General features: G+C 34.3%; 19 protein-coding genes and 2 pseudogenes. 14 read left to right on the top strand and 7 right to left on the bottom strand.

Features of this window, described 5'->3' with window-relative positions; genetic code table 11:
- Positions 1-29: 29 nt before the first annotated feature.
- From IPJ23_00680 to IPJ23_00655, 6 genes are all read left to right on the top strand, one after another.
- Entirely contained in the window at positions 30-746 is a 717-nt protein-coding gene (locus IPJ23_00680; protein ID MBK7629257.1) for an MFS transporter, read from the top strand.
- The gene (locus IPJ23_00675; GenBank protein ID MBK7629256.1) at positions 710-1,222 is read left to right on the top strand and encodes a hypothetical protein; all 513 of its coding nucleotides are present in this window, start codon (positions 710-712) and stop codon (positions 1,220-1,222) included. The genes IPJ23_00680 and IPJ23_00675 overlap by 37 nt, the downstream gene beginning before the upstream one ends.
- Positions 1,197-1,349: a hypothetical protein gene (locus tag IPJ23_00670; protein MBK7629255.1), complete on the top strand. Its 153-nt coding sequence runs from the start codon at positions 1,197-1,199 to the stop codon at positions 1,347-1,349. Before IPJ23_00675 ends, IPJ23_00670 begins: the two co-directional genes overlap by 26 nt.
- 44 nt (positions 1,350-1,393) lie before the next feature.
- A complete protein-coding gene (locus IPJ23_00665; GenBank protein MBK7629254.1) occupies positions 1,394-1,792 on the top strand; it encodes a hypothetical protein in 399 nt (132 codons plus the stop codon).
- Positions 1,793-1,860: 68 nt separating this feature from the next.
- Complete coding sequence (locus IPJ23_00660) at positions 1,861-2,433, top strand: trypsin-like peptidase domain-containing protein (protein MBK7629253.1); 573 nt, start codon at positions 1,861-1,863, stop codon at positions 2,431-2,433.
- Between the two features lie 62 nt (positions 2,434-2,495).
- Entirely contained in the window at positions 2,496-2,717 is a 222-nt protein-coding gene (locus IPJ23_00655; protein ID MBK7629252.1) for a hypothetical protein, read from the top strand.
- Between the two features lie 21 nt (positions 2,718-2,738).
- Here the strand turns inward: IPJ23_00655 and mnmA are convergent.
- The 7 genes and pseudogenes from mnmA to IPJ23_00620 all read right to left on the bottom strand — a co-directional run bounded on the left by mnmA (position 2,739) and on the right by IPJ23_00620 (position 9,214).
- Positions 2,739-3,789: pseudogene (gene mnmA, locus IPJ23_00650) on the bottom strand (tRNA 2-thiouridine(34) synthase MnmA).
- A complete protein-coding gene (locus IPJ23_00645; GenBank protein ID MBK7629251.1) occupies positions 3,790-4,191 on the bottom strand; it encodes a hypothetical protein in 402 nt (133 codons plus the stop codon). It lies immediately after the preceding pseudogene.
- A 235-nt stretch (positions 4,192-4,426) separates the two neighbouring features.
- Positions 4,427-4,882: a DUF4920 domain-containing protein gene (locus tag IPJ23_00640; GenBank protein ID MBK7629250.1), complete on the bottom strand. Its 456-nt coding sequence runs from the start codon at positions 4,880-4,882 to the stop codon at positions 4,427-4,429.
- A gap of 43 nt (positions 4,883-4,925) precedes the next feature.
- Complete coding sequence (locus IPJ23_00635; GenBank protein ID MBK7629249.1) at positions 4,926-5,585, bottom strand: hypothetical protein; 660 nt, start codon at positions 5,583-5,585, stop codon at positions 4,926-4,928.
- A gap of 161 nt (positions 5,586-5,746) precedes the next feature.
- Positions 5,747-7,107 (bottom strand): annotated as a pseudogene (locus IPJ23_00630) (PhoH family protein).
- A gap of 180 nt (positions 7,108-7,287) precedes the next feature.
- Entirely contained in the window at positions 7,288-8,283 is a 996-nt protein-coding gene (locus tag IPJ23_00625; GenBank protein MBK7629248.1) for a HAMP domain-containing histidine kinase, read from the bottom strand.
- A 139-nt stretch (positions 8,284-8,422) separates the two neighbouring features.
- Positions 8,423-9,214, bottom strand: coding sequence for a tetratricopeptide repeat protein (locus IPJ23_00620; GenBank protein ID MBK7629247.1), 792 nt, complete (start codon positions 9,212-9,214; stop codon positions 8,423-8,425).
- 348 nt (positions 9,215-9,562) lie between these two features.
- Here IPJ23_00620 and carA point away from each other — a divergent pair, with 348 nt between their 5' ends.
- From carA to IPJ23_00580, 8 genes are all read left to right on the top strand, one after another.
- Positions 9,563-10,639 (top strand): glutamine-hydrolyzing carbamoyl-phosphate synthase small subunit, encoded by a 1,077-nt coding sequence (gene carA / locus IPJ23_00615; GenBank protein ID MBK7629246.1) that lies wholly within the window; start codon positions 9,563-9,565, stop codon positions 10,637-10,639.
- Positions 10,636-13,833 (top strand): carbamoyl-phosphate synthase (glutamine-hydrolyzing) large subunit, encoded by a 3,198-nt coding sequence (gene carB / locus IPJ23_00610; GenBank protein ID MBK7629245.1) that lies wholly within the window; start codon positions 10,636-10,638, stop codon positions 13,831-13,833. The genes carA and carB overlap by 4 nt, the downstream gene beginning before the upstream one ends.
- Before the next feature lie 566 nt (positions 13,834-14,399).
- Entirely contained in the window at positions 14,400-14,987 is a 588-nt protein-coding gene (locus IPJ23_00605) for a T9SS type A sorting domain-containing protein (GenBank protein MBK7629244.1), read from the top strand.
- A 158-nt stretch (positions 14,988-15,145) separates the two neighbouring features.
- Complete coding sequence (locus IPJ23_00600) at positions 15,146-15,715, top strand: sigma-70 family RNA polymerase sigma factor (GenBank protein ID MBK7629243.1); 570 nt, start codon at positions 15,146-15,148, stop codon at positions 15,713-15,715.
- Positions 15,716-15,904: 189 nt separating this feature from the next.
- Entirely contained in the window at positions 15,905-16,714 is an 810-nt protein-coding gene (locus tag IPJ23_00595; protein ID MBK7629242.1) for a hypothetical protein, read from the top strand.
- Complete coding sequence (locus tag IPJ23_00590; GenBank protein ID MBK7629241.1) at positions 16,698-18,443, top strand: T9SS type A sorting domain-containing protein; 1,746 nt, start codon at positions 16,698-16,700, stop codon at positions 18,441-18,443. Before IPJ23_00595 ends, IPJ23_00590 begins: the two co-directional genes overlap by 17 nt.
- A 134-nt stretch (positions 18,444-18,577) precedes the next feature.
- Positions 18,578-20,101: a T9SS type A sorting domain-containing protein gene (locus IPJ23_00585; protein ID MBK7629240.1), complete on the top strand. Its 1,524-nt coding sequence runs from the start codon at positions 18,578-18,580 to the stop codon at positions 20,099-20,101.
- Positions 20,102-20,592: 491 nt separating this feature from the next.
- Complete coding sequence (locus IPJ23_00580) at positions 20,593-21,567, top strand: serine/threonine protein kinase (GenBank protein ID MBK7629239.1); 975 nt, start codon at positions 20,593-20,595, stop codon at positions 21,565-21,567.
- Positions 21,568-21,572 lie beyond the last annotated feature (5 nt).

Below are 21,572 nucleotides of genomic sequence, written 5' to 3'. Positions count from 1 at the left end.
TTATAGATTTATTTCATTCTTCCCGAGCGTTGTGGGGAATAAATCTCACATACCTGCTTGAAGGAATTACATACTTTGGCGTAGTTGGTTATTTGGTTATTTATTTTACTGATTTTGTTAAGCTGGATGATATTAACGCAGGGCAAATGGTTGGATTTCAAACTGCAGGAATTACGCTGGCGATGCTGTTTCTCGGTGCGACTGTAGATTGGATTGGTGTAAGAAAATCTCTCATATATGCTTTGCTTTTTATGTTGATTGGAAGAGTTTTCTTAACTCTTGGACCAACAATTACTTCTAATACCGGATTATGGTCTTCTGCTCATTTAATTGCTATGGTGGGATTATTGGGCATCATTTTAGGTTACGGTATTTACCAGCCAGCTTGTTATGCTGCTGTAAAACTATTTACCACAGAAAAAACATCTGCCATGGGTTATGCAATGCTATATGCGATTATGAATCTTGGCGGATTTCTTCCCGGAATTATCGCCCCGCCAATAAGAAAGGCATTTGCAAATGATCAAGAAGGAATGTTAGGTGTAATGTGGGTTTATGTCGGATTAACAGTTTTAGGAATTATTGTTGTTGCAACCATTCTTTCCAAAAAACCATTGAAAAGACAATACGAGAAGTTAGCACAGAAACTAAAGAGCAGATTGAGGCTGATAAAAAAGCTGAGGATGAAAAATCCGCTAAAGAAAAAATTATGTTCTATCTTAAAAATTTTCCTATTAGAGATTTAAGATTTATGTTTTTTATCTTCATTCTAATTCCTGTACAAACACTTTTTGCACACAATTGGTTAACGCTGCCTGTTTATTATAAAAGAGCATTTACAGGAGTAGTGGCTGATAACTTTGAGTTCTTTACGAACTTTAATCCGCTGTTAATTTTCATTCTAACTCCAATGGTTGCAGCATTAACCGTAAAGCGCGACACTTATAAGATGATGATTTATGGAACGTTTGTTATGGCAGCACCGACCTTTATACTAACTCTTGGTCCAAGTATCTACACAGTTTTTGCATATTTAACTTTGATGACTATCGGAGAAGCAATGTGGCAGCCAAGATTTTTACAGTGGGTTGCTGAAATTGCTCCAAAGGGAATGACAGGAATTTATATGGGAATCGGACAGTTCCCATGGTTTTTAACTAAAGTTGTTACGAGTTTATACTCTGGATGGTTTTTTAATGCACTACGCTCCAGAAGGTATTGATCCATCCCAAATGAATACTGAAACAATGTGGTTTATTTATGGCTGTATTGCTATGGTAAGTAGTTTCGGGTTATTTTTTGCACGTGGCTGGATGCAAAAAGGTTTTAAGACAAAGCATGGTGAATAAAAGAACTAACAAGTTCAATCGATAAATATTTAAGGATATCTGAAATGAAAAAAAGAGATTTGATTTCAATCGTTTTTTTACTGATATCCTTATTTGTTTTTTATGGCTGCTCATTTACATCGTACGAAAAAGTGTATCCCACATTACTGGATGGAAAGTATGATAGTGAATTTCCGTATAAGTCTTCTTCTGTTGAATTAGGAAAGATTAGTGAAACAATCCAGCGAGTTAACTCAACAGCTTTTTATAAAATCTATGTGTTTGATGGAAAAGATAATTTTACTTTAAAAGATTTAGAAACTAAAAGACTAACCAAAGTCGCAATAAAAGAAGCTCTTGCAGATAATTCATGCTCGGGAACTGCAGTATCTGTTTATTCTGAAAATGGAAAAGTTGCATTACTAACCTGTGCACACAAATCTCTTTTCCGGATACTATTATAGCATACAAATATGATGAATTAGGTTTTGCGACAAATTTTGTTGAGTCAATTTCGATCAAAGAAAAACAGGTGATCTATGTTGCAGGATTTCCCGAAGGCAGCCAGGTAGAAGTTATTGCAATTGATGAGCACTCTGATATTGCCTTGATAGGAAGAAAATATGGTGGTCAAAAGGGAATATTTTTTCCAACATTTAATTATCCCTTAGGCAAAGCAAAAGATGTTGAATGGGGCACATTTGTTTATCTTGTTGGGTATCCAGTTAATTTTAAAATTATTACTAAAGCGATTGTAAGCAGTCCGCGCAGAGATGAAGCGGGTTCATTCCTTGTTGATGCGGTAATTAATCCCGGATTTAGCGGTGGATTTGCGCTTGCAATTCGAGATGGAGTTCCAAATTTTGAGTTGATAGGAATGGTGCAATGGGTTCCGGAAGAAGAAGAGAATTTAGTTTATCCGGAAAATTTGAAAACCAAAACAACTTATAATCCCATTGTACCTTACGATGGGAATCTTTATGTAAGAAAACATTCAGCAATCCGTTATGGCATTGCCAAAATAATTCCTGTTGAAAGCATTATGACTTTTCTGCAACAAAATAAATCTTATATTAATGAAAAAGGGTTCTATATTTTTGAGTAAAATTTTTAATATTCAGTAACTTTTTTATATACTTATGCGTCTTATGTGTACTGAGGAGCCTAATGACCAAAGAAATTGAACAAATAGAATTTAAATCAATATGCCCAATTTGCGATAATCCTTTTACAGAATTATGGGTTGCAAAACTTGATTCCGTAATCGGAGTAAGGTATGCTTATATCTGCATGAATTGTAAAAACCTGATTAAAATAACTAAAGAAAAATATGTCGACACATCAAATCTTAAACAAATTCTTTTCTCCCAATCAGCTACTGTTATCTAATTAATTTTTTTAATAATAATATTATTCTAAAATAACACTTCCACCAAGACAAACGTCATCTTTGTAAAAAACCGCAAATTGTCCCGGTGCAATTCCACGATCTTCTTTTTCAGTTACTACCATTGCGGAACTATCACCAAAATTTAAAGTGCAATTATAAAAATGCTCACCATGACGAATCTTTACAAGATAATTTCCATCTTCAGGTTGCTCTTCCGCAATCCAATTAAACTTACCAACTTTAAATTCTTTTCTAGCACGGTTTGTAATATTTTCTTTTGAGATATAAACAATATTTTTTCAATATCCTTACTAATAACATACCAAGGACCACCGCCTAATCTTAAACCGGAGCGCTGACCAATTGTATAAAAATAAAATCCTTTGTGTTTACCTAGAACTTTGTTTGTATGAATATCAACTATATCGCCTTCTAATTCCCCAAGGTGATGTTTTATAAAATCAGAAAATTTAATCTTACCCAGAAAACAAATTCCCTGGCTGTCTTTCCTACTCATATTTGGCAGATTATATTTTGCCGCAAGTTCCCGTATTTCTTTTTTTCTGTAAGTTCCAATCGGAAAGAGCGTCCGGCTTAATTGCTGTTGAGTGAGATAAGCAAGAAAATATGTTTGATCTTTTATAGGGTCAGGAGAAATTTTTAAGATAAACTTTTTATTTTTTTGTCTTCAATTTTTGCGTAATGACCAGAAGCAACTTTTTCAAACGAGTTATCAATCTTATTTATAAACTGTCCAAACTTTATTAAACGGTTACAAAACATATCAGGATTTGGCGTTCTGCCTTCTTTAATTTCTGAAATCGTATAAGAAACAACAGAATCCCAATATTCGGTTTGCATGTTTATAGTTTCAAGTGGAATGTTGGCTTGTTTACAAACGGCACGAGCAAATTCTAAATCCTCTTCCCACGGGCAATCACCAAGAAATGAAAATTCATCCTGCAGCCATATCTTTAAATAAAAAGCTGTTACATCATGCCCTGCATTTTTAAGTAAACGAAGCGCAACTGAACTATCAACACCACCGGAAAGTAAAACTGCAACTTTCATTTATTTTTTTGTATCCGGTTTAATCTTAGCTGATTGAATCTGTTCAATCACTTTATCATAGATCTTTTTTTCAACTTTACTAAGAATAAGTGTAACAAGTTTATTTGAGTCAGTCAGCCTATCAAAAAAGCCTATACATACTTTGCTTTTGCCATCACAGATTTTCATTATTCCGCGATACTTACCATCAAATATACCACCTGAAATTGCATCGATATCTTTAATAAATATTGTAATTGACTTATCCTTAAAAATAAATTCAGTGCAAATAATTTTTTCAGTATCAACTTCAATCTTATAAGGAACAAGTTTATAAAAATTAATATAGGATTTATTCAAATAGTAAATAACAAATAGCGATAACAGAAATGGGATAAGAATAACAAGGTTCTTATCAATCAAGGCGGCAACTGAAACAGCATAAAAAAATTAACATTGGTGTTAATACTAAATTCAAATATCGGTAAATAAACTTCCAGAATATTGGATATGTAAATGTTTGCATAAATTATTTTAGATTTCTTTATTCAAATTTACTCAAGTCTGCAATTACATTAAAATTGAAAATTAGGGGTTTGTTTAACACAATAAAAAAGGGCTCGATTGAGCCCTTAATAATCAATTAAAAATTCTATCTTTATTTTATTACAGCACCAATTCCTTTTATCTGATAAAAAGTAACCGGACCTGTAACGCTTGCAGGATCAAACTCTGTTCCCTGTTCTGCTGCAACGTGCTCATAATATTCAGCCGCTTCTTCTTTTGTTAACTCAATTTTATAAACGGTTCCTTCAACCAACGCTGATTTACCTTTTGCTTCAACGGGAAAAACAATATCACCGTCTTTAACTTTTATTTTTACTTTTTGATTTTCAGCATCGCTTTTTAATTCCATCCAGCAACCAGCCATTGCGCAGACATCAATAATTTCACCTTCAACTAAAACTGTTTTCCCAACAAATTCTTCAGGCATTTCAAGAATTTTTGAAATATTTGTTTTTTCTGTTAAAGAAATATCCTTACCGAACTTTTCTGTTTGTGAATAAATATTAACTGTCGTAAAAAGAAATAGAACCATTAATAAGCTTTTCATTGTTTCTCCGTTTTTAAGTTTTTAAATATCTAAAATTTTATAGTTACTTTTCCTTAAACTCAACTTTTATTCCGGGTAGATCACCAATAATTTTTTTAAACTGTTCCATCGTTTCAGGTTTTGTTTTTTGCAAGTTTTCTAAAACATCTTTGTTTTTTATCACTTCAGAAAAATCAACCTGCATAAGAGTAACTTCATTTCCATCAACAAACGATGCATCTGTTTCCTTTATTGATCCGTTAAAATTAAATGAAACATTAATTTTCATCCCATCAAACATTTCGATGATCTTTTGTTGAGCATCTTCATTAAAAGTTGAGTCTTCAAACTCTGTTTCATTTGAATCTATTTCAACTTCTTCTTTCATTTCTGGTTTTGGAAAATTAATAACCAAGGTTGAAGGATTACCTTTTTTAAAATCAAACTTTAGTAAATCATCAACTGGTTTTTCTTCTTTAGTCATCATCTCATCGCCAAACGGCATTTTATCATCCGGGCTTGGATTTATTTTTACTTTATTGATATCCTTAAAAGAATAAATTGCTTTATAACCTTCGTAGTTTCCAATAGTAATTTTTTCGCCGGATAGATACTTAACTCCTTCACCATAATTTGCAGCTTTTTCTGTCAACTCACCTTCTTTAAACATACTATACTCTTCTGATTTTGTTGAATCAAAAGCCATTGCAAATTCTTTCATCATATTAATAACTGTGCTTTTAATAACAACTGTCTCCTCAATTGTCCCGCTTCCATCATTATTAAGATTAACTTTTGTGTCAACCTGTAAACAACCTGAAAAAATATTGTCGCTAAAAATCCCATTAAAAAAGTTTTATATTTTTCATTTTAATCCTAAATAGTTTATAAAAGATTACTTGCTAATTCTGCTAACTCAGATCGTTCCCCTTTTTCAAGATTTATATGTGCATAAAGTTTTTGCCCTTTAAATTTATCAATAAGATAAGAAAGTCCGTTTGATTGCCCATCAAGATATGGATGATCAATTTGATAAATATCCCCGTAAAAACAATTTTAGCCCCTTCACCGGCACGTGTAATTATAGTCTTAATTTCGTGTGGAGTAAGATTTTGAGCTTCATCCACAATAAAAAATATTCTTTGCAAACTTCTTCCGCGTATGTATGATAGAGGCTCGATAACAAGTTTTTGATCCTTTATCATTGTATCAATCGCGGTATGCTTGTTATCATTTTCAGGGAATTGATCCTGAATAACTTTTAAATTATCCCAGAGCGGCTGCATATATGGTGCAAGTTTACTTTCTACATCACCTGGCAGAAAACCAATATCTTTATTACTTAGCGGAACAATTGGTCGAGCAATAAAAATTTGCCTATAATTCTTTTTAACGTGCAATGCACTAGCAAGTGCAAGAAGTGTTTTTCCTGTTCCTGCTTTTCCTGTCATAGATACAAGTCTTATATCCGGATTTGTTAACGCATTTACAGCAAAAGTCTGTTCAGCGTTACGCGGATTTATTCCATAAACATTTGTCTTGTCAACTTTAACAATTTGTTCTTTGTTCTGATCAAGTTGAGCAAGTACGGAGCGATTTGTATTTCTTAAAATGTAATATTTATTTGAAAGTGCTTCTCCATTTAATTTTTTAATAAACGGCTTTGCCGGCACTGAATATGGAGGCTGAAAAAGTTTTACTAAAAGATCATCATTTGCATCTTCAATAATTCCTTTTCCGCTGTAAAGTTCTTCAATGCTGCTGACTCTATCGGTTGTATAATCTTCAGCAAGTATTCCAAGTGCTTTAGCTTTCATTCTAAGATTAACATCTTTAGTTACAAGAATTACTTGCGATTTTTCTTTTAACTTTGCCTGCCACTCATAAGCAACACTTAATACACGATGATCAGGTGTATCATCTTTAAAAACATCTCGTATTGCCGGAGCTAATCCTTTTAGAATTGCTATACGGAGTTTCCCTCTTCCCTTTCCCATTGAAATACCACCATTAAATAATGCTGATCCGGTGATTGAATCAAGCGTACGTGCAAATTCTCTGGCGTTAAGATTAATAACTTGACTGCCACGCTTAAAATGATCAAGCTCTTCTATAACCGTTAAGGGAATTACAACATCGTTTTCTTGAAATTGATTTATTGATGTTGCATCGTGCAAAATTACGTTCGTGTCCAGAACAAATGTTTTAGGAGATTTTTTTGATGAACTAGTTTTTTTTGCAGACATAATATCTCTTTATTATTAAAAAATATTTTTTGTGGATAATAAAAATGGATGAAATCTGAAAAAGTTTTTTTTATTTAGTTAATATTTTATCAAAATATAGATGTGTTTCTGTATAAAGATTTACTGGCAAAAATCCTAAATAAGATTATCAATTTCAAATTATTAAACATAAAATTATTATTACAATTCAACGTCACTGTTCGGAATATAAATCATAAACTTGCTTCCTGCATTAACTTCGCTTTTAACATTAATTTTCCAGTTAAGTTTCTCTACTAATTCTTTAACTAAAACTAATCCCAAACCGGTTCCTGATTCGCCCATCGTTCCTCTTCCTGTAGAAACCTTACCAAGTACAAAAATGTTTCTTAATTGTGATGGTTCGATTCCAATACCATGATCTTTAACTGAAAAGATAGAGTGCTCGTTCTGTTTATAAAATTCAACAGTAATTTCGCTTAATGTATTTGAAAACTTAATTGCGTTGTTTACCAAATTTCCGATAATCGCTTGAAAAATAAATTTATCAGTTGTAATCAAAACATCAGTTGGGGTATTAACATTTAATTTTATTTTTTTGTTTTGCGCGGACTGCAAATACGGATGTACTGCAGCTTCAACTACATCAGAAAGTAAAACTTTTTCCGGATATACTTCAATTTTATTATTTGATAACCTTGCCCAGGTAAGCAAGTTTTCTAAAAGCCTTATTAAATTTTTAGATGAAACATTCATCTGGCTGATAATATCCTTTTTGTCAGCTTCACTTAGCTTATCAAAATCTTCCTCCAATAATTCGGAAATATTTACAAATGCTGCTATCGGATTTCTTAGATCGTGAGCAATAATTGAAAAGAATTTATCTTTGGTCGTATTCAGCCCAGCAAGTACATCATTATTCTTGCTAATCTCAACTCTGCTGTTTTCAACCTCTTCGTTTTTTATCTGCAATAAATCTTTTGCTTTTAAAATCTTATTTCTATTGCGCAACAATACCCAAATAAAAATAATTGAGGCAATTGCGAGAACCGATATTACAAGAGCAATTATTTTTTGCGAACCTATAATTTTTTTTTGTAATTCATTTTCATTCACTAAGAGTTGTGTTTCGCGCTCTTTTTGTTTTAGTTCATGTTTTGCCTGTAGTTCAGCGATCTTTTCACTATTTGTTAACACATAAAGACTATCACTATAGAACTTGTATTCTAGTCTTAACTCATAAGCCTTTTATAATTACCGGTATTGTAATAAAGCGAAGCTAGTTCCTGATTTATAATACTCAAATCACTTAATGAGTTTAATTCTTCAGATAGCCTTATTGCTTCTTTAAGATTTTTTCTGCTTCTGAATAATTTTTGGTTTTATTATAAAATTTTCCAAGTTCAGTTAATGCGTGTATAATTTCCAGCTTATAATCTATACTACGAGCAAGATTAAGTGATTCTTGAAAATAATTTTCCGCCGACCTTTCATTACCTTTACTTAATTGTATTTGTCCTAAGTTTGTATAAGCCCAAATCATACTTTTAGTATCGCCAGAAGCACGGGAATTTGTAATGGCTTTATTTAAATACCCTTCGGCGTCGTCAAATCTTTTGGTTTCTATATAGATTTCAGCAATATAACTTTGCAATAGTGCTAGTGAAGACTTGCTATTTTCATCAGCATAGTCAATAGCCTCAAAATAGTATTTTAAAGACTTTTCATTATCGCCGTTATTATCATACAGAACACCAATGTTTAATAATGTGTTAAGTATTGTTGGCTTATCGTTTATCTTTTTAGCATAATCAAGTGAATGGAAAAAGTTTTCAACTGCAAGATTAATATTTCCCTTCATTTGATGATTGATTGCTTGAGAATTAAAAACTTTTATTAGACTAAGCGAGTCATGAAATTCCTCATAAATCGGAATAGCCTTTTGATAATATTCATCAGACTGATTTATTTCACCTAGGTGCCAAAGCGCAACACCTTTGTTAAATAATGCATCTGCTTTGCTCCATTTACTATTAACTTTTTCTGATAAACTAATCGCTTCATCAAGATATTTTATTGCTTCATTTGGATTTTCGGAAGAAAGAAAATATCCAAGCTTAATTAACAATTTTACCCTCGCTTTTCCTTCGGACGAATGTAATAATGTTAATAATGAATCAACTTTTGATTGAGCATAAAGTGCAAATGCTAATCAAAATAATTGATAGGCAAAGAAGTAAAAATATTTTAGTTTGTTTAAGATGTTTATTGTGAAAGAAATTACTAATTAACCGTCATTGAAATATTAGCAAAATTTATATCAGAAATTCTTGTCGGTTTTAAAAATAATATCATATATTTACGCTTAAAATAACTACGGCATTGCTAAAATACTATTTAGAAATATTACTATGATTTGAAGTTTTAAGCCACTTTTGGAGTGGCTATTTTTTTATCCGAAAGTACTTGATGAACTATGAATAAACAAAAAACAAAAGCCAAACTAATCCTTGAAGACGGAAGTGAATTTGCCGGATACAGTTTTGGATATGAAGGAAACACTAACGGCGAAGTTGTGTTTAATACCGGAATGGTCGGCTATCCAGAAACAATGACTGATCCATCCTACCGCGGACAAATTCTTGTTTGTACATATCCACTAATAGGTAACTATGGAATTCCATCTAAAGATAAAGAAGATGGAATGCTTAAAAATTTTGAATCAGATAACATTCACTGCCGTGCTTTGATTGTTACGGATTATTCATTTGAATATTCCCATTGGAGTGCAGAACAATCTTTATCGGATTGGATGATTGAAGAAAAAATTCCAGGAATTTATGGTATTGATACAAGAATGCTTACAAGAAAACTCCGTGATAAAGGAACAATGCTTGGAAAAATTATCGTTGATGAAAATTCTAAAATTGATTTTATAGATCCCAATAAAACAAATCTTGTTGGAGAAGTAAGCGTAAAAGATGTTGTTGAATACAAAGCAGGAAAACAAAAAATTATTCTTGTTGATTGCGGAACAAAGAATAACATAATTCGTGCTTTTCTAGGTAGAGATATCACAGTTATCCATGTTCCGTATGATTATGATTTCACTAAAATTGAAGCAAACGGAATAGTAATTTCAAATGGTCCCGGCGATCCAAAACTTAATAATAAAACTATTGAACATGCTAAAATTGCAATGCAATCAAACAAGCCTATTCTTGGAATTTGTCTTGGTTCACAAATACTCGCACTTGCTGCAGGAGCTGATACTTACAAATTAAAATATGGTCATCGCGGGCATAACCAGCCATGCAATGAACTTGGAACAAAGCGTTGTTACATCACTTCTCAAAATCACGGCTATGCAGTTGATGCAAAAACTTTAGCACAAGATTGGCGTGAATGGTTTGTTAATGATAACGACGGAACTAACGAAGGAATAATTCATATATCAAAACCATTTTTTGCTTCACAGTTTCACCCGGAAGCTTCACCAGGACCAGACGATAGCGAATTTATTTTTGATATGTTTGTGAGGGCATTGAAATGATAAAAAAAGGTAAACCAAAAAAAGTTTTAATTCTTGGCAGCGGTGCTTTGCAAATAGGGCAAGCTGGTGAGTTTGATTACTCCGGCTCGCAAGCTATAAAAGCACTTAAAGAAGATGGGATTACGACTGTACTTGTCAATCCAAACATTGCAACGATTCAAACATCAGAAAACTTTGCAGATAAAGTCTACTTTGTTCCGATTAAAACTGAGTTTGTTGAAAAGATAATTATTAAAGAACAACCTGATTCTATTCTTCTACAATTTGGTGGTCAAACAGCTCTTAATGTTGGTGTTGATTTATACGATAAAGGAATTTTAGAAAAGTATAATATTAAAGTCTTAGGAACTCCGGTTGATACCATTAAAGATACCGAAGATAGATTATTATTTGGGGATCGTGTTGCGGAAGTTGGATTAAAGATTGCCAGAAGTAAAACAGCAAAAAGTGTGGATGAAGCTGTAAAAGCAGCTGAAGAAATTAATTTTCCGGTTATGGTTCGTATTGCTTATGCTTTGGGTGGATTAGGCTCAGGTATCGTCAATAACAAAGAAGAACTTGTTGAAAAAGCGCGAAGAGCATTTTCATTTACAAATCAAATATTGATTGAAGAATCACTTTACGGATGGAAAGAGATTGAATACGAAATTGTTCGCGATCAATATGATAATTGTATTACAATCTGTTCGATGGAAAATATTGATCCAATGGGCATACATACCGGCGACAGCGTTGTAATTGCTCCTGTTCAAACATTATCAGCAAAAGAAAATTTTAAGCTCCGTTCAATTGGAATAAAATTAATTCGCCATCTTGGAATTATTGGTGAGTGCAACATCCAATATGCACTTGATCCATATTCTGAAGATTATAGAATTATTGAGGTTAACGCAAGACTAAGCAGAAGTTCTGCGTTAGCATCAAAAGCGACTGGGTATCCGCTTGCATTTATCGCAACAAAACTCGCTCTTGGTTACGCGCTTAATGAAGTTGTAAATATTATTACACAAGAAACATCTGCAAACTTTGAGCCTGCGCTTGATTATGTTGCGTTAAAATTTCCCCGTTGGGATTTGCAAAAATTCCAGCAAGTAAGCACACAGCTTGGTTCAGAAATGAAATCCGTTGGGGAAGTAATGTCACTCGGCAGAAGCTTTGAGGAAGTATTACAAAAAGCAATTCGTATGCTTGATGTTGGGATGCAGGGATTTACTGGCAACGAAATGAATTTTGTAAATCTTGACAAAGAATTATCCGAACCAACCGATAAAAGAATTTTTGCGATAGCTGTAGCTCTCAAAAAAGGTTACTCTGTAGATAAGATTCACGATCTTACAAAAATTACAAAATGGTTTTTGTATAAGATGAAAAATATTGTTGATCTTGAAAACCAAATTTCTGATAATCAGTTAAAAAATATTGATACCGACTCAATGCGCCACCTAAAGCAAAATGGATTTTCCGATTATCAAATTGGCAAACTAACTAACACTAAAGAACTTGAAGTCCGTACATATAGAAAATCATTAAATGTAATTCCTGCTGTAAAACAGATTGATACAATGGCAGCCGAGTTTCCTGCACAGACAAATTACCTCTATTTAACTTATCACGGTGTTGAAGACGATATTTCACTTGGTGAAAAAGATCAGATAGTTGTTCTTGGCAGCGGCGCGTACCGTATCGGCTCATCAGTTGAATTTGATTGGTGCTGTGTTAACGCAGTAAATCAGGTTAACAAGAGCGGTTACAAATCAATTATGATTAATTGTAATCCAGAGACAGTAAGTACAGACTACGACATTTGTGATAAACTTTATTTTGAACAATTAACCTTTGAACGAGTTCTTGATATTTATGATAAAGAAAATCCCCGTGGAGTGATTGTGTCGATGGGAGGACAAGTTCCAAATAATCTTGCTATGAAACTTCATAAAGCAGGGCTAAAAATAATTGGGACTTCTCCAGAACAAATTGATAATGCAGAAAGCCGTCACAAGTTTTCGCAAATTCTTGATGATATAAAAGTTGATCAGCCGGAGTGGCAGGAAGTTACCACACTTACTGATGCAAAACGGTTCTCACAAAGTGTTGGTTATCCTGTTTTGATAAGGCCAAGTTATGTGCTTAGCGGCGCAGCAATGAGTATTGTGTTAACTGAAGACGAACTTGAAATGTATCTTAAAAAAGCAACAGATTTAAACTCTGAACATCCTGTTGTGATAAGTAAGTTTATAACTGATGCACGAGAAATTGAAGTTGACGCAGTTGCAAATGAAGGCGAACTTTTTTGTTATGCAATTGCTGAGCATGTTGAAAATGCAGGCGTGCATTCCGGTGATGCAACGATTGTGCTCCCACCCCAGCGTACTTACTTGGAGACAATGCGAAAAGTAAAAATGATTACTCGTGAGATTGCACAGAGACTTGAGATTACCGGACCTTTTAATATTCAATTTATTGCAAAGGATAACGAAGTAAAAGTTATTGAGTGTAATCTTCGTGCATCAAGAAGTTTTCCGTTTGTTTCTAAAACTCTAAAAATAAATTTTATAGAAATTGCAACACGCTTAATGCTCGGAGAAAAAGTTCCAAGGATTGATAAATCATCTTTCGATCTTGATTACGTTGGTGTAAAAGCTTCTCAGTTTTCTTTTACACGATTAAAAGGATCCGATCCGGTTACAGGAGTCGAAATGTCATCAACTGGTGAAGTTGCTTGTTTGGGTGATGATTTTAATGAAGCTTTTCTAAAAAGTCTGCTTGCAATCGGACAAAGAGTGCCAACCAAAGGAGTTTTACTTTCTACCGGAACACCCAAAAACAAGGCGGAGCTAATTGATGAATTAAAAATCCTGCAAAAGATGGGATTGAAATTCTATGGAACAAAAGGCACATCAGAGTTCTATAAAGAAAATGGCGGACTTGATGTTGAAGTACTCTATCGCCCATTTGATAACCAGGAACCAAGTATATTAAGCTTTATGGCAAATGGAGATATTGACCTTGTAATAAACATTCCGAAAACTTCTGAAAAAGTTGAACTTGACAGCGATTACATAATACGAAGAAAAGCTGTTGATCTTAACATTGCACTTTTTACAAACGTACAGATTGCAAAAAGATTTGTTAAGGCACTAAAAAACTATAAGCCATCTGAGTTGAAAATGAAAAGCTGGGACGAATACGAATAAAAAATAAATTAGATTTATATTTTATTGTAGTAACTTGCAGTATGAAAATAAAATCTAAGTTACTACTCGCTGCAATTACAATTTGTTCAACACTGTTTATAGGATGGGGAAATGTTGGGCATAGAATTATAAACAAACAAACAATTCTTTCAGTTACACCTGAAATGAGTTTCTGGGGAAGCTGGTCTGATTCACTTGCGGCACACGGTTCAGATGCTGATAACCGAAGAAATATTGATCCAACAGAAGGACCAAAGCATTATATAGATATTGATAATTATCCGGAGTTTAATTTAAATGGTTTTATCACACCAAATTTTGATTCTTTGGTTTTATTGCACGGAAATACTTTTGTAATGGATCAAGGAATACTGCCCTGGGCAATTTTAAAAACATTCGATTCACTCCAAACAGCTTTTCAGAATAATCAATATAACAAAGCAATGCTGCTCGCTGCTGATCTTGGACACTATGTTGGTGATATGCATATGCCGCTCCACATCACAAAAAATTATAACGGGCAGTTAACTGGACAAACTGGTGTGCATAGTAGATATGAATCAACTATGATTGGAAATTACAGCACACAAATTATTTATTCCGGAGATAGTTTAGTTTATATAAATAATGTATCAGATTTTATTTTTAATATACTGTATGCTAATTATATCTATGTAGATTCTGTTTTAAGATGCGATAGTTTAGCAAAAGCATTCGCAGGTAATACTAATAGTACTGCTTATTATTCAAAACTATGGGAACTAAGTAAAGGTTTCACAATAAAATTGTTTAAAGATGCATCCTATAAATTGACTTGCCTTATTTATACAGCTTGGTTGAATGCAGGAAGTCCAGTCTCTGTGGAAGATGACAATTCAATTCAGATTGTATCTGGTTTTGAGTTAGCACAAAACTATCCTAATCCGTTTAATCCAAGTACGAGTATTCAGTATGCAATAAGCAACAGGCAATTTGTTTCATTAAAAGTTTACGATGTTATTGGAAATGAAGTTGCAACCTTGGTTAATGAAGAAAAACCCGCAGGAAGTTACGAACTACATTTTGATGCAAATGGATTATCAAGCGGAGTATATTTCTATACAATTAATGCAGGCAGTTTTATAGAAACAAAGAAAATGATTTTGCTGCGGTAGGTAATTTGAGGTTTAAGAATAATGTTAGTAGAAAAGTTATTACCGTCTTATATGTAGTATTAGTAAAAATATTTTGTAACAATAAACTATTGACAAGCCTCCATTAATCCCCTATTTTCAATTGTGAATTCCACTTTCATAAACTAAATATTAATAACATGTTTGAATCAGATAAGCAGAACATAACTTTATTGTTGGAAGATTGTGTCAATGGAAAAAAAGAAGCAATTAATGAATTACTTCCGCTTGTTTATAATGAATTAAAAAAAATCTCCTCTAAATACTTACACGAGGAATATCGTAATCACACATTACAAACCACTGAACTTGTTCACGAAGCTTATATTAAACTTATTGGCGGACAGGAAATTAACTGGCAGAATCGTGGCCACTTCTTTGGGATTGCAGCAAATTCGATGAGGCAGATTCTTGTTGACTATGCAAGGAAACATAATTCACAGAAAAGAGGGGAAGGTAAAACTCATCTTTCATTGGAAAATGCTGAGGATATTGCTTTTGAATCCGAAGAAGATATAATCGCACTCGATGATGCAATGAAAAAACTTGAAGCATTTGATCCAGATTTAAGCAAAGTTGTTGAATTAAGATTTTTCGGGGGATTGAATGTTGACGAAACTTCAAAAGTCCTGAATTGCTCTGCATCCACAGTTAAAAGAGACTGGAGTCTGGCGAAAGCCTGGCTTTTTAGAGAATTAGGAAAAGAATAAGTACATAATCCTTTCCCAACATCCCATAAAAATAACCTTTCAGTAATTTTCTTCTTTCAATCAAGACTTTTATCATTTGTCCAAACCACCTGCACTTTTTTCTAAATAATTGACCCCGTTTTTTTAATAATACGCATGTACTTGTAGAAGCAAAAAAAATTAAAATCATTTAACAAAAACGGAGGTTCTATGAAAAGGATTTTTTTCTTTTCAATATTTACTTTGGTACTAGTTTTTCAAACATTGCTTAATGCGCAAACCACCTACACTGCAGTTGTAAACGGCGGTAATTGGCAAAATGTGGGAACTTGGTCGCCGGCAGGTGTTCCAGGCCCTGGTGATTATGCAATAGTAGTGAGCAAACAGGTTATAATAACCGGCTCTGTTGAAATAGCAGGTTTTACTTTAGATTGGGGTACCTCTGGTGCTGGTTCTATTGAGTTTGAAGGCGGCGGAAATCCATCGCTTACGGTTACCGGCAATTCAACCTGGGGTGCCGGCGTATTTAAAGGTGGCAATGGAGTTCACGGTGGAAATGATGTAAACAACACACTTTTGTTTACCGAAACTTCAGTAGTTACAATGACGGATAACCCTGAGCACAATTTTCATACTTTGTATGAAGGAACCTATATGATAAATAGGGGGACTATTATTTTGCAAGGAAACGGTGGTGTTGGGGGAAGAGGAATGTCAACCCTGCATAATGAAGGACTTTTTGATATTCAAGGGGATGGTTACTTTGATGGGGAATCTTTTAGTGGCGCAACATTTATCAATACCGGAACTCTGCGTAAAAGTGGAGGAACTGGTATATCAACGTTTAACTTTTGGTGGATTTTTGAAAATCAGGGTGGTACAATTGAAGTACAATCCGGTACATTAGGATATTCCGGTGGCGGGAGTTTTAACGGGGGGACATATAATATAGCAGAAAGTGGAATTCTTACTCTGACCGGTAGCACATGGATATTTAGAGACTTTGACCGGTTCACCTGACGGAGTTTTCAGCCTTGATGGTGCATCAATCAGTACAGATAGTGCAAACGTAACATTTAATTTTCAAGGTGCCGGATTCCAATTTATTGATGGTTCAATCACAGGGGGTGGAACATTAATTATTCCTGAAGGTGCCCTTTTTGTGCTACCGGGAACCAATTATGCAGGATTTAGAGCTGGCACAACTTTGCTAAACCAAGGAACTGTAAAACAGGAAGGCACATTTGCATTCGGGATACAAGGAAACTCCATTGTTGAGAACCAATCACTTTGGGAAATTACTTCTGATGCAGATTTTAGTGGTGGTACTGGAAGCGGGGGTACATTTAAAAATACCGGAATTTTTCGTAAAAGTGGAGGAGTTGATATTACCTCAATAAATAGCTGGTGGGATTTCCAAAATCTGGGAGGTACTATTGATGTTCAGTCAGGTACATTAAATTTTTCAGGAAGTGGAAGCCTTAATGGAGGAACTTACAATGTAGCTGAAAATGCTACACTTACTTTTACAGGAGGAACCTGGTTAGTTAGCGGCATCTTAAGTGGAACACCTATTGGGACATTAAGCCAAGAAAGTGCGACAATTACAACAGAAAACTCAACAGCAACATTTAATTTCCAGGGAACAGGATTCCAATTTATTGATGGAACTATCCTCGGTGGTGGAACTTTAATTATTCCTGAAGGGGCTCTTTTTGTTTTACCGGGAACCAATTATACAGGATTAAGAGCTGGAACAACCTTGCTAAATCAAGGCACAGTAAAACAGGCAGGCACATATGCATTCGGAATACAAGGAAATTCCTTTGTTGAAAACCAATCACTGTGGGAAATTACTTCTGATGCCGATTTTAGCGGAGGAACAGGTAGCGGGGGTACTTTTACAAATACCGGAATATTCCGCAAAAGTGCAGGAAATGATATTACTCAAATGAATGGATGGTGGAAATTCTTCAATCAAAATGGCGGAGTTATTGATGCTGCTTCAGGAGAGTTAGAGTTCACAATGACAAATACCAACTTTTCAAATGAACCTGGCGCGATCATTAAAGGCGTAGGCATTATTAAAGTGCCATCAAATTTTACTAACAACGGAATTACTGCCCCTGGTAATTCTGCTGGTACGCTTTCATATATCGGCAACTTTCTTCCTTCTACTACGGCTGTGCTGGATGTTCAGCTTGGGGGTGTAACTGAAACTGATTATGATAAATTAAATGTAACAGGCAGTGCAAAATTAAACGGTACTTTAAAAATATCTTTAATAAATGGATTTATACCTGCGGCGGGAGACAGTTTTGTAGTGATTACTACAACAAGCGCAATTACCGATAGTTTTGTAACTCTTGATGCTCAATCCGGTTTATATCTGACGATAAAAAAGAACTCAAACAATGTTACAATTTATGTTGATAGTGTTGGGATTATATCTTCACTTGAAAATGATACAGATGTGAGAACAATTACGAGTTATGAGTTATCACAAAATTTTCCAAATCCGTTTAATCCTTCAACCACAATCCAATTTGCTTTACCGCAAGCCGCGTTTGTAACACTTGAAGTTTTTAATGTTGTTGGAGAGCGTGTTGATGTGCTTGTGTCTCAGGAATTAAATTCAGGTAAATATAATTATGAATGGAATGGCTTGACCCTTACGAGTGGCGTTTATTTCTACAGGCTTCAAGCAGGAAATTTTGTTGAGACAAAAAAAATGATTTTACTCAAGTAACTAAACATATTTTGTTCCAAAGACTCTAAACTTATATTCTATTTTGTTTATCAAGTTTAGAGTCTTGTTTGTAAACAGTCTTAAATATAAAAGAAGATAAAAAATTACGAAACTCATCATTAAAGGAGATACTTATGAAGCTCTTTTCAAATTTTGTTTGTCAACTTATTGTAATCAGCATGTTTCTTCTATCTACAGCTTATTCACAGTGGATTCAACAAGGAAGCAAGCTTTTTCCAGGTAACAGTATAGGATCTACTATTTACAACGGATACTCGGTCGCGCTATCATCTGATGGGAACACTGCAATTGTGGGTGGAATTGGGGACGATGCAAATGCCGGAGCTGCGTGGATCTATACTCGAAGTGGTGGCGGTATATGGACCGTAGAAGCAAAACTAGTTGGCTTTGGCGCCATTGGAAAAGCAAGCCAGGGTTTTTCTGTTGCTCTTTCCGCCGATGGTAATACTGCGATTGTGGGTGGAATTGGTGACAATACAAATGCCGGAGCAGTATGGATATTTAAACGAACTGGTAGTTCGTGGGCTCAACAAGGACTTAAACTTGTAGGAACAGGTGCTGTGGGAAATGCACAACAAGGTGTTGCTGTATCTCTTTCTGCAGACGGCAATACAGCTATAGTTGGAGGAAATCGTGACAATAATTTTGCGGGTGCTGTATGGGTCTTTACTCAAAGTAACAACGGTGTTTGGTCTCAACAAGGAAGTAAACTTGTCGTCACAAATGCGATAGGAAACTCGAGGTTTGGAATTTCTGTCGACCTTTCATCAGACGGAAATACAGCTATTATTGGCGGACATACTGACAACGCTAATGCCGGTGCAACATGGATATTTACTCGAAGTGGTAACACTTGGACAGCTCAAACGAAACTCAGTGGTGCAGGTGCTATTGGAAATGCCCGATTCGGTCGATCTGTTTCAATTTCATCCGATGGAAATACTGCTATCGTTGGTGGATATGAAGACGATGCCGCACAGGGTGCAGTTTGGGTTTACACACGCAGCGGAAGTACCTGGACTCAGCAAGGAAACAAGCTTGTTGGCACTGGTGCCACCGGGAATGCAAGCCAAGGGTTTTCTATTTCTCTTTCTGCTGATGGAAATACAGCAGTTGTTGGCGGGATAGATGATAATGCGTTTGCTGGTGCCGCATGGGTTTTCACGCGGAGTGGTGGTGTTTGGTCTCAGTTAGGGAACAAACTATTTGGTTCGGATGCAGTCGGAATTGCAAACCAGGGCGGCGCTGTTGCAATATCACCCGATGGTAATACGATAATTGTTGGAGGAATTGCGGACAATACAAACAAAGGCGCCGCATGGGTTTTCGTTCCCGGTACAACTTCAGTCCAACAAACTTCTAACGATACTCCAAGTAATTTTTTGTTAGAACAAAATTATCCCAACCCATTTAATCCGAGTACTAATATTCAATTTGAATTACCGCAATCAGGTTATGTAACATTAGAAATTTTTAGTGTTACGGGCGAACGAGTTGATGTTTTAATTTCTGAAGAACTGAATGACGGTAAATACAATTACGAATGGAATGGTTCCAACTTAACAAGTGGAATTTATTTTTATCGAATAAATGCTGGAAGTTATGTTGAAACAAGAAAGATGGTACTTCTAAAATAATTTTAATTTCCTTTTAATAAAGACTCTAAATTTCTTTTTATCTATCGATTAAAAAGTTTAGAGTCTGGTTTATTGTAAAATTTATTAACTCGTGGTTGAAGAAAATATTTTTACTCAAGGCTTTACAGTAAGAATTAAAATCACTAATCTTGTTTTGAGTATAACTATTTGTATCTAAAAATATCTAATCATAAAAAACCAATTTAAGTATCTGAGTGCATTATGGATAAGAATATCTGGACTGATATAAAATCAATCTTTTTTAAGGCTCTTGAGTTAGATGGCAAGGATAGAGAGATTTATTTAAATGAGGTTTGTAAAACTCCTGAAATCAAAAAGAAATTCTTACTTTAATATTTGCACACGATAAATCTGAAAACTTTCTTGAAGATTCGATAATTGCTTACGAACCTATCACTGATAATTCAAATCTATTTATAGGCAAAACATTTGGAAAGTATAAGGTTGATAAATTAATTGCACGTGGTGGTATGGGCCTGGTTTATCTTGGCTTGCGTGATGATGAAGTAAAACAAAAAGCTGCTGTTAAGATTATCAACCCTGGTGTGTCCAGTGGCATTGTTATTAAGAGATTTCAAAATGAAAGACAAACACTAGCTAATCTTAATCATCCTAATATTTCCCGATTGCTTGATGGCGGTATTACTGATGATGGAATTCAGTTTTTAGTGATGGAATACATTGAGGGAATTCCGATAGATGAATATTGTGATGCGAAAAAACTTGGCATAAAAGACAGGTTGAATCTTTTTCTTAAAGTTGCAGCAGTTGTTCAATATGCACATAAGAATCTTGTTATACATAAAGATTTGAAACCAAACAATATTTTGATTACACAAGATGGCGAACCAAAGCTTCTTGATTTTGGAATTGCAAAAATTCTTTCTCCCGAAAATAACCCACTTGAGACTGTTACTCAAAGAGGTATATGGAACTTAACTCCGGAATTTGCAAGTCCCGAACAAATCAATGGCGAACCAATAACTACATCAAGCGATGTATATTCGCTTGGAATAATTTTGTATAAGCTATTAACAGGACATAGTCCTTACAAAATAAAAAGTGTATTTCATTCAGATATAAGCAAAATCATTACGCAATCAGAACCAACAAAACCAAGTGAAATAATATTCAAAACAATTGTAAATGAATCCGAAGAAAACAATTCTGAAATCAATCCTGAAACCATCTGCAGGACAAGAGAAGGCAGCATTGATAAACTTCATAAAAAATTAGTTGGAGACTTAGACAATATTATTTCAATGGCGATAAGAAAGGAACCTGAAAGAAGATATTCCTCCGTTGATAATTTTGCCGACGATATTAAAAGGTATTTAAACGATAGACCTGTAAACGCACATAGTGATTCTCTTATCTATAGAAGTAAAAAATTTATTAAAAGAAATAAAACCGCTGTTATACCTGCTGCAATAATTTTTTACTAATAAAT

This window comes from Ignavibacteriales bacterium (assembly GCA_016709765.1).
In the GTDB taxonomy this organism is placed as follows: domain Bacteria; phylum Bacteroidota; class Ignavibacteria; order Ignavibacteriales; family Ignavibacteriaceae; genus IGN3.
This window is presented reverse-complemented; position numbering and strand designations above follow the sequence as displayed.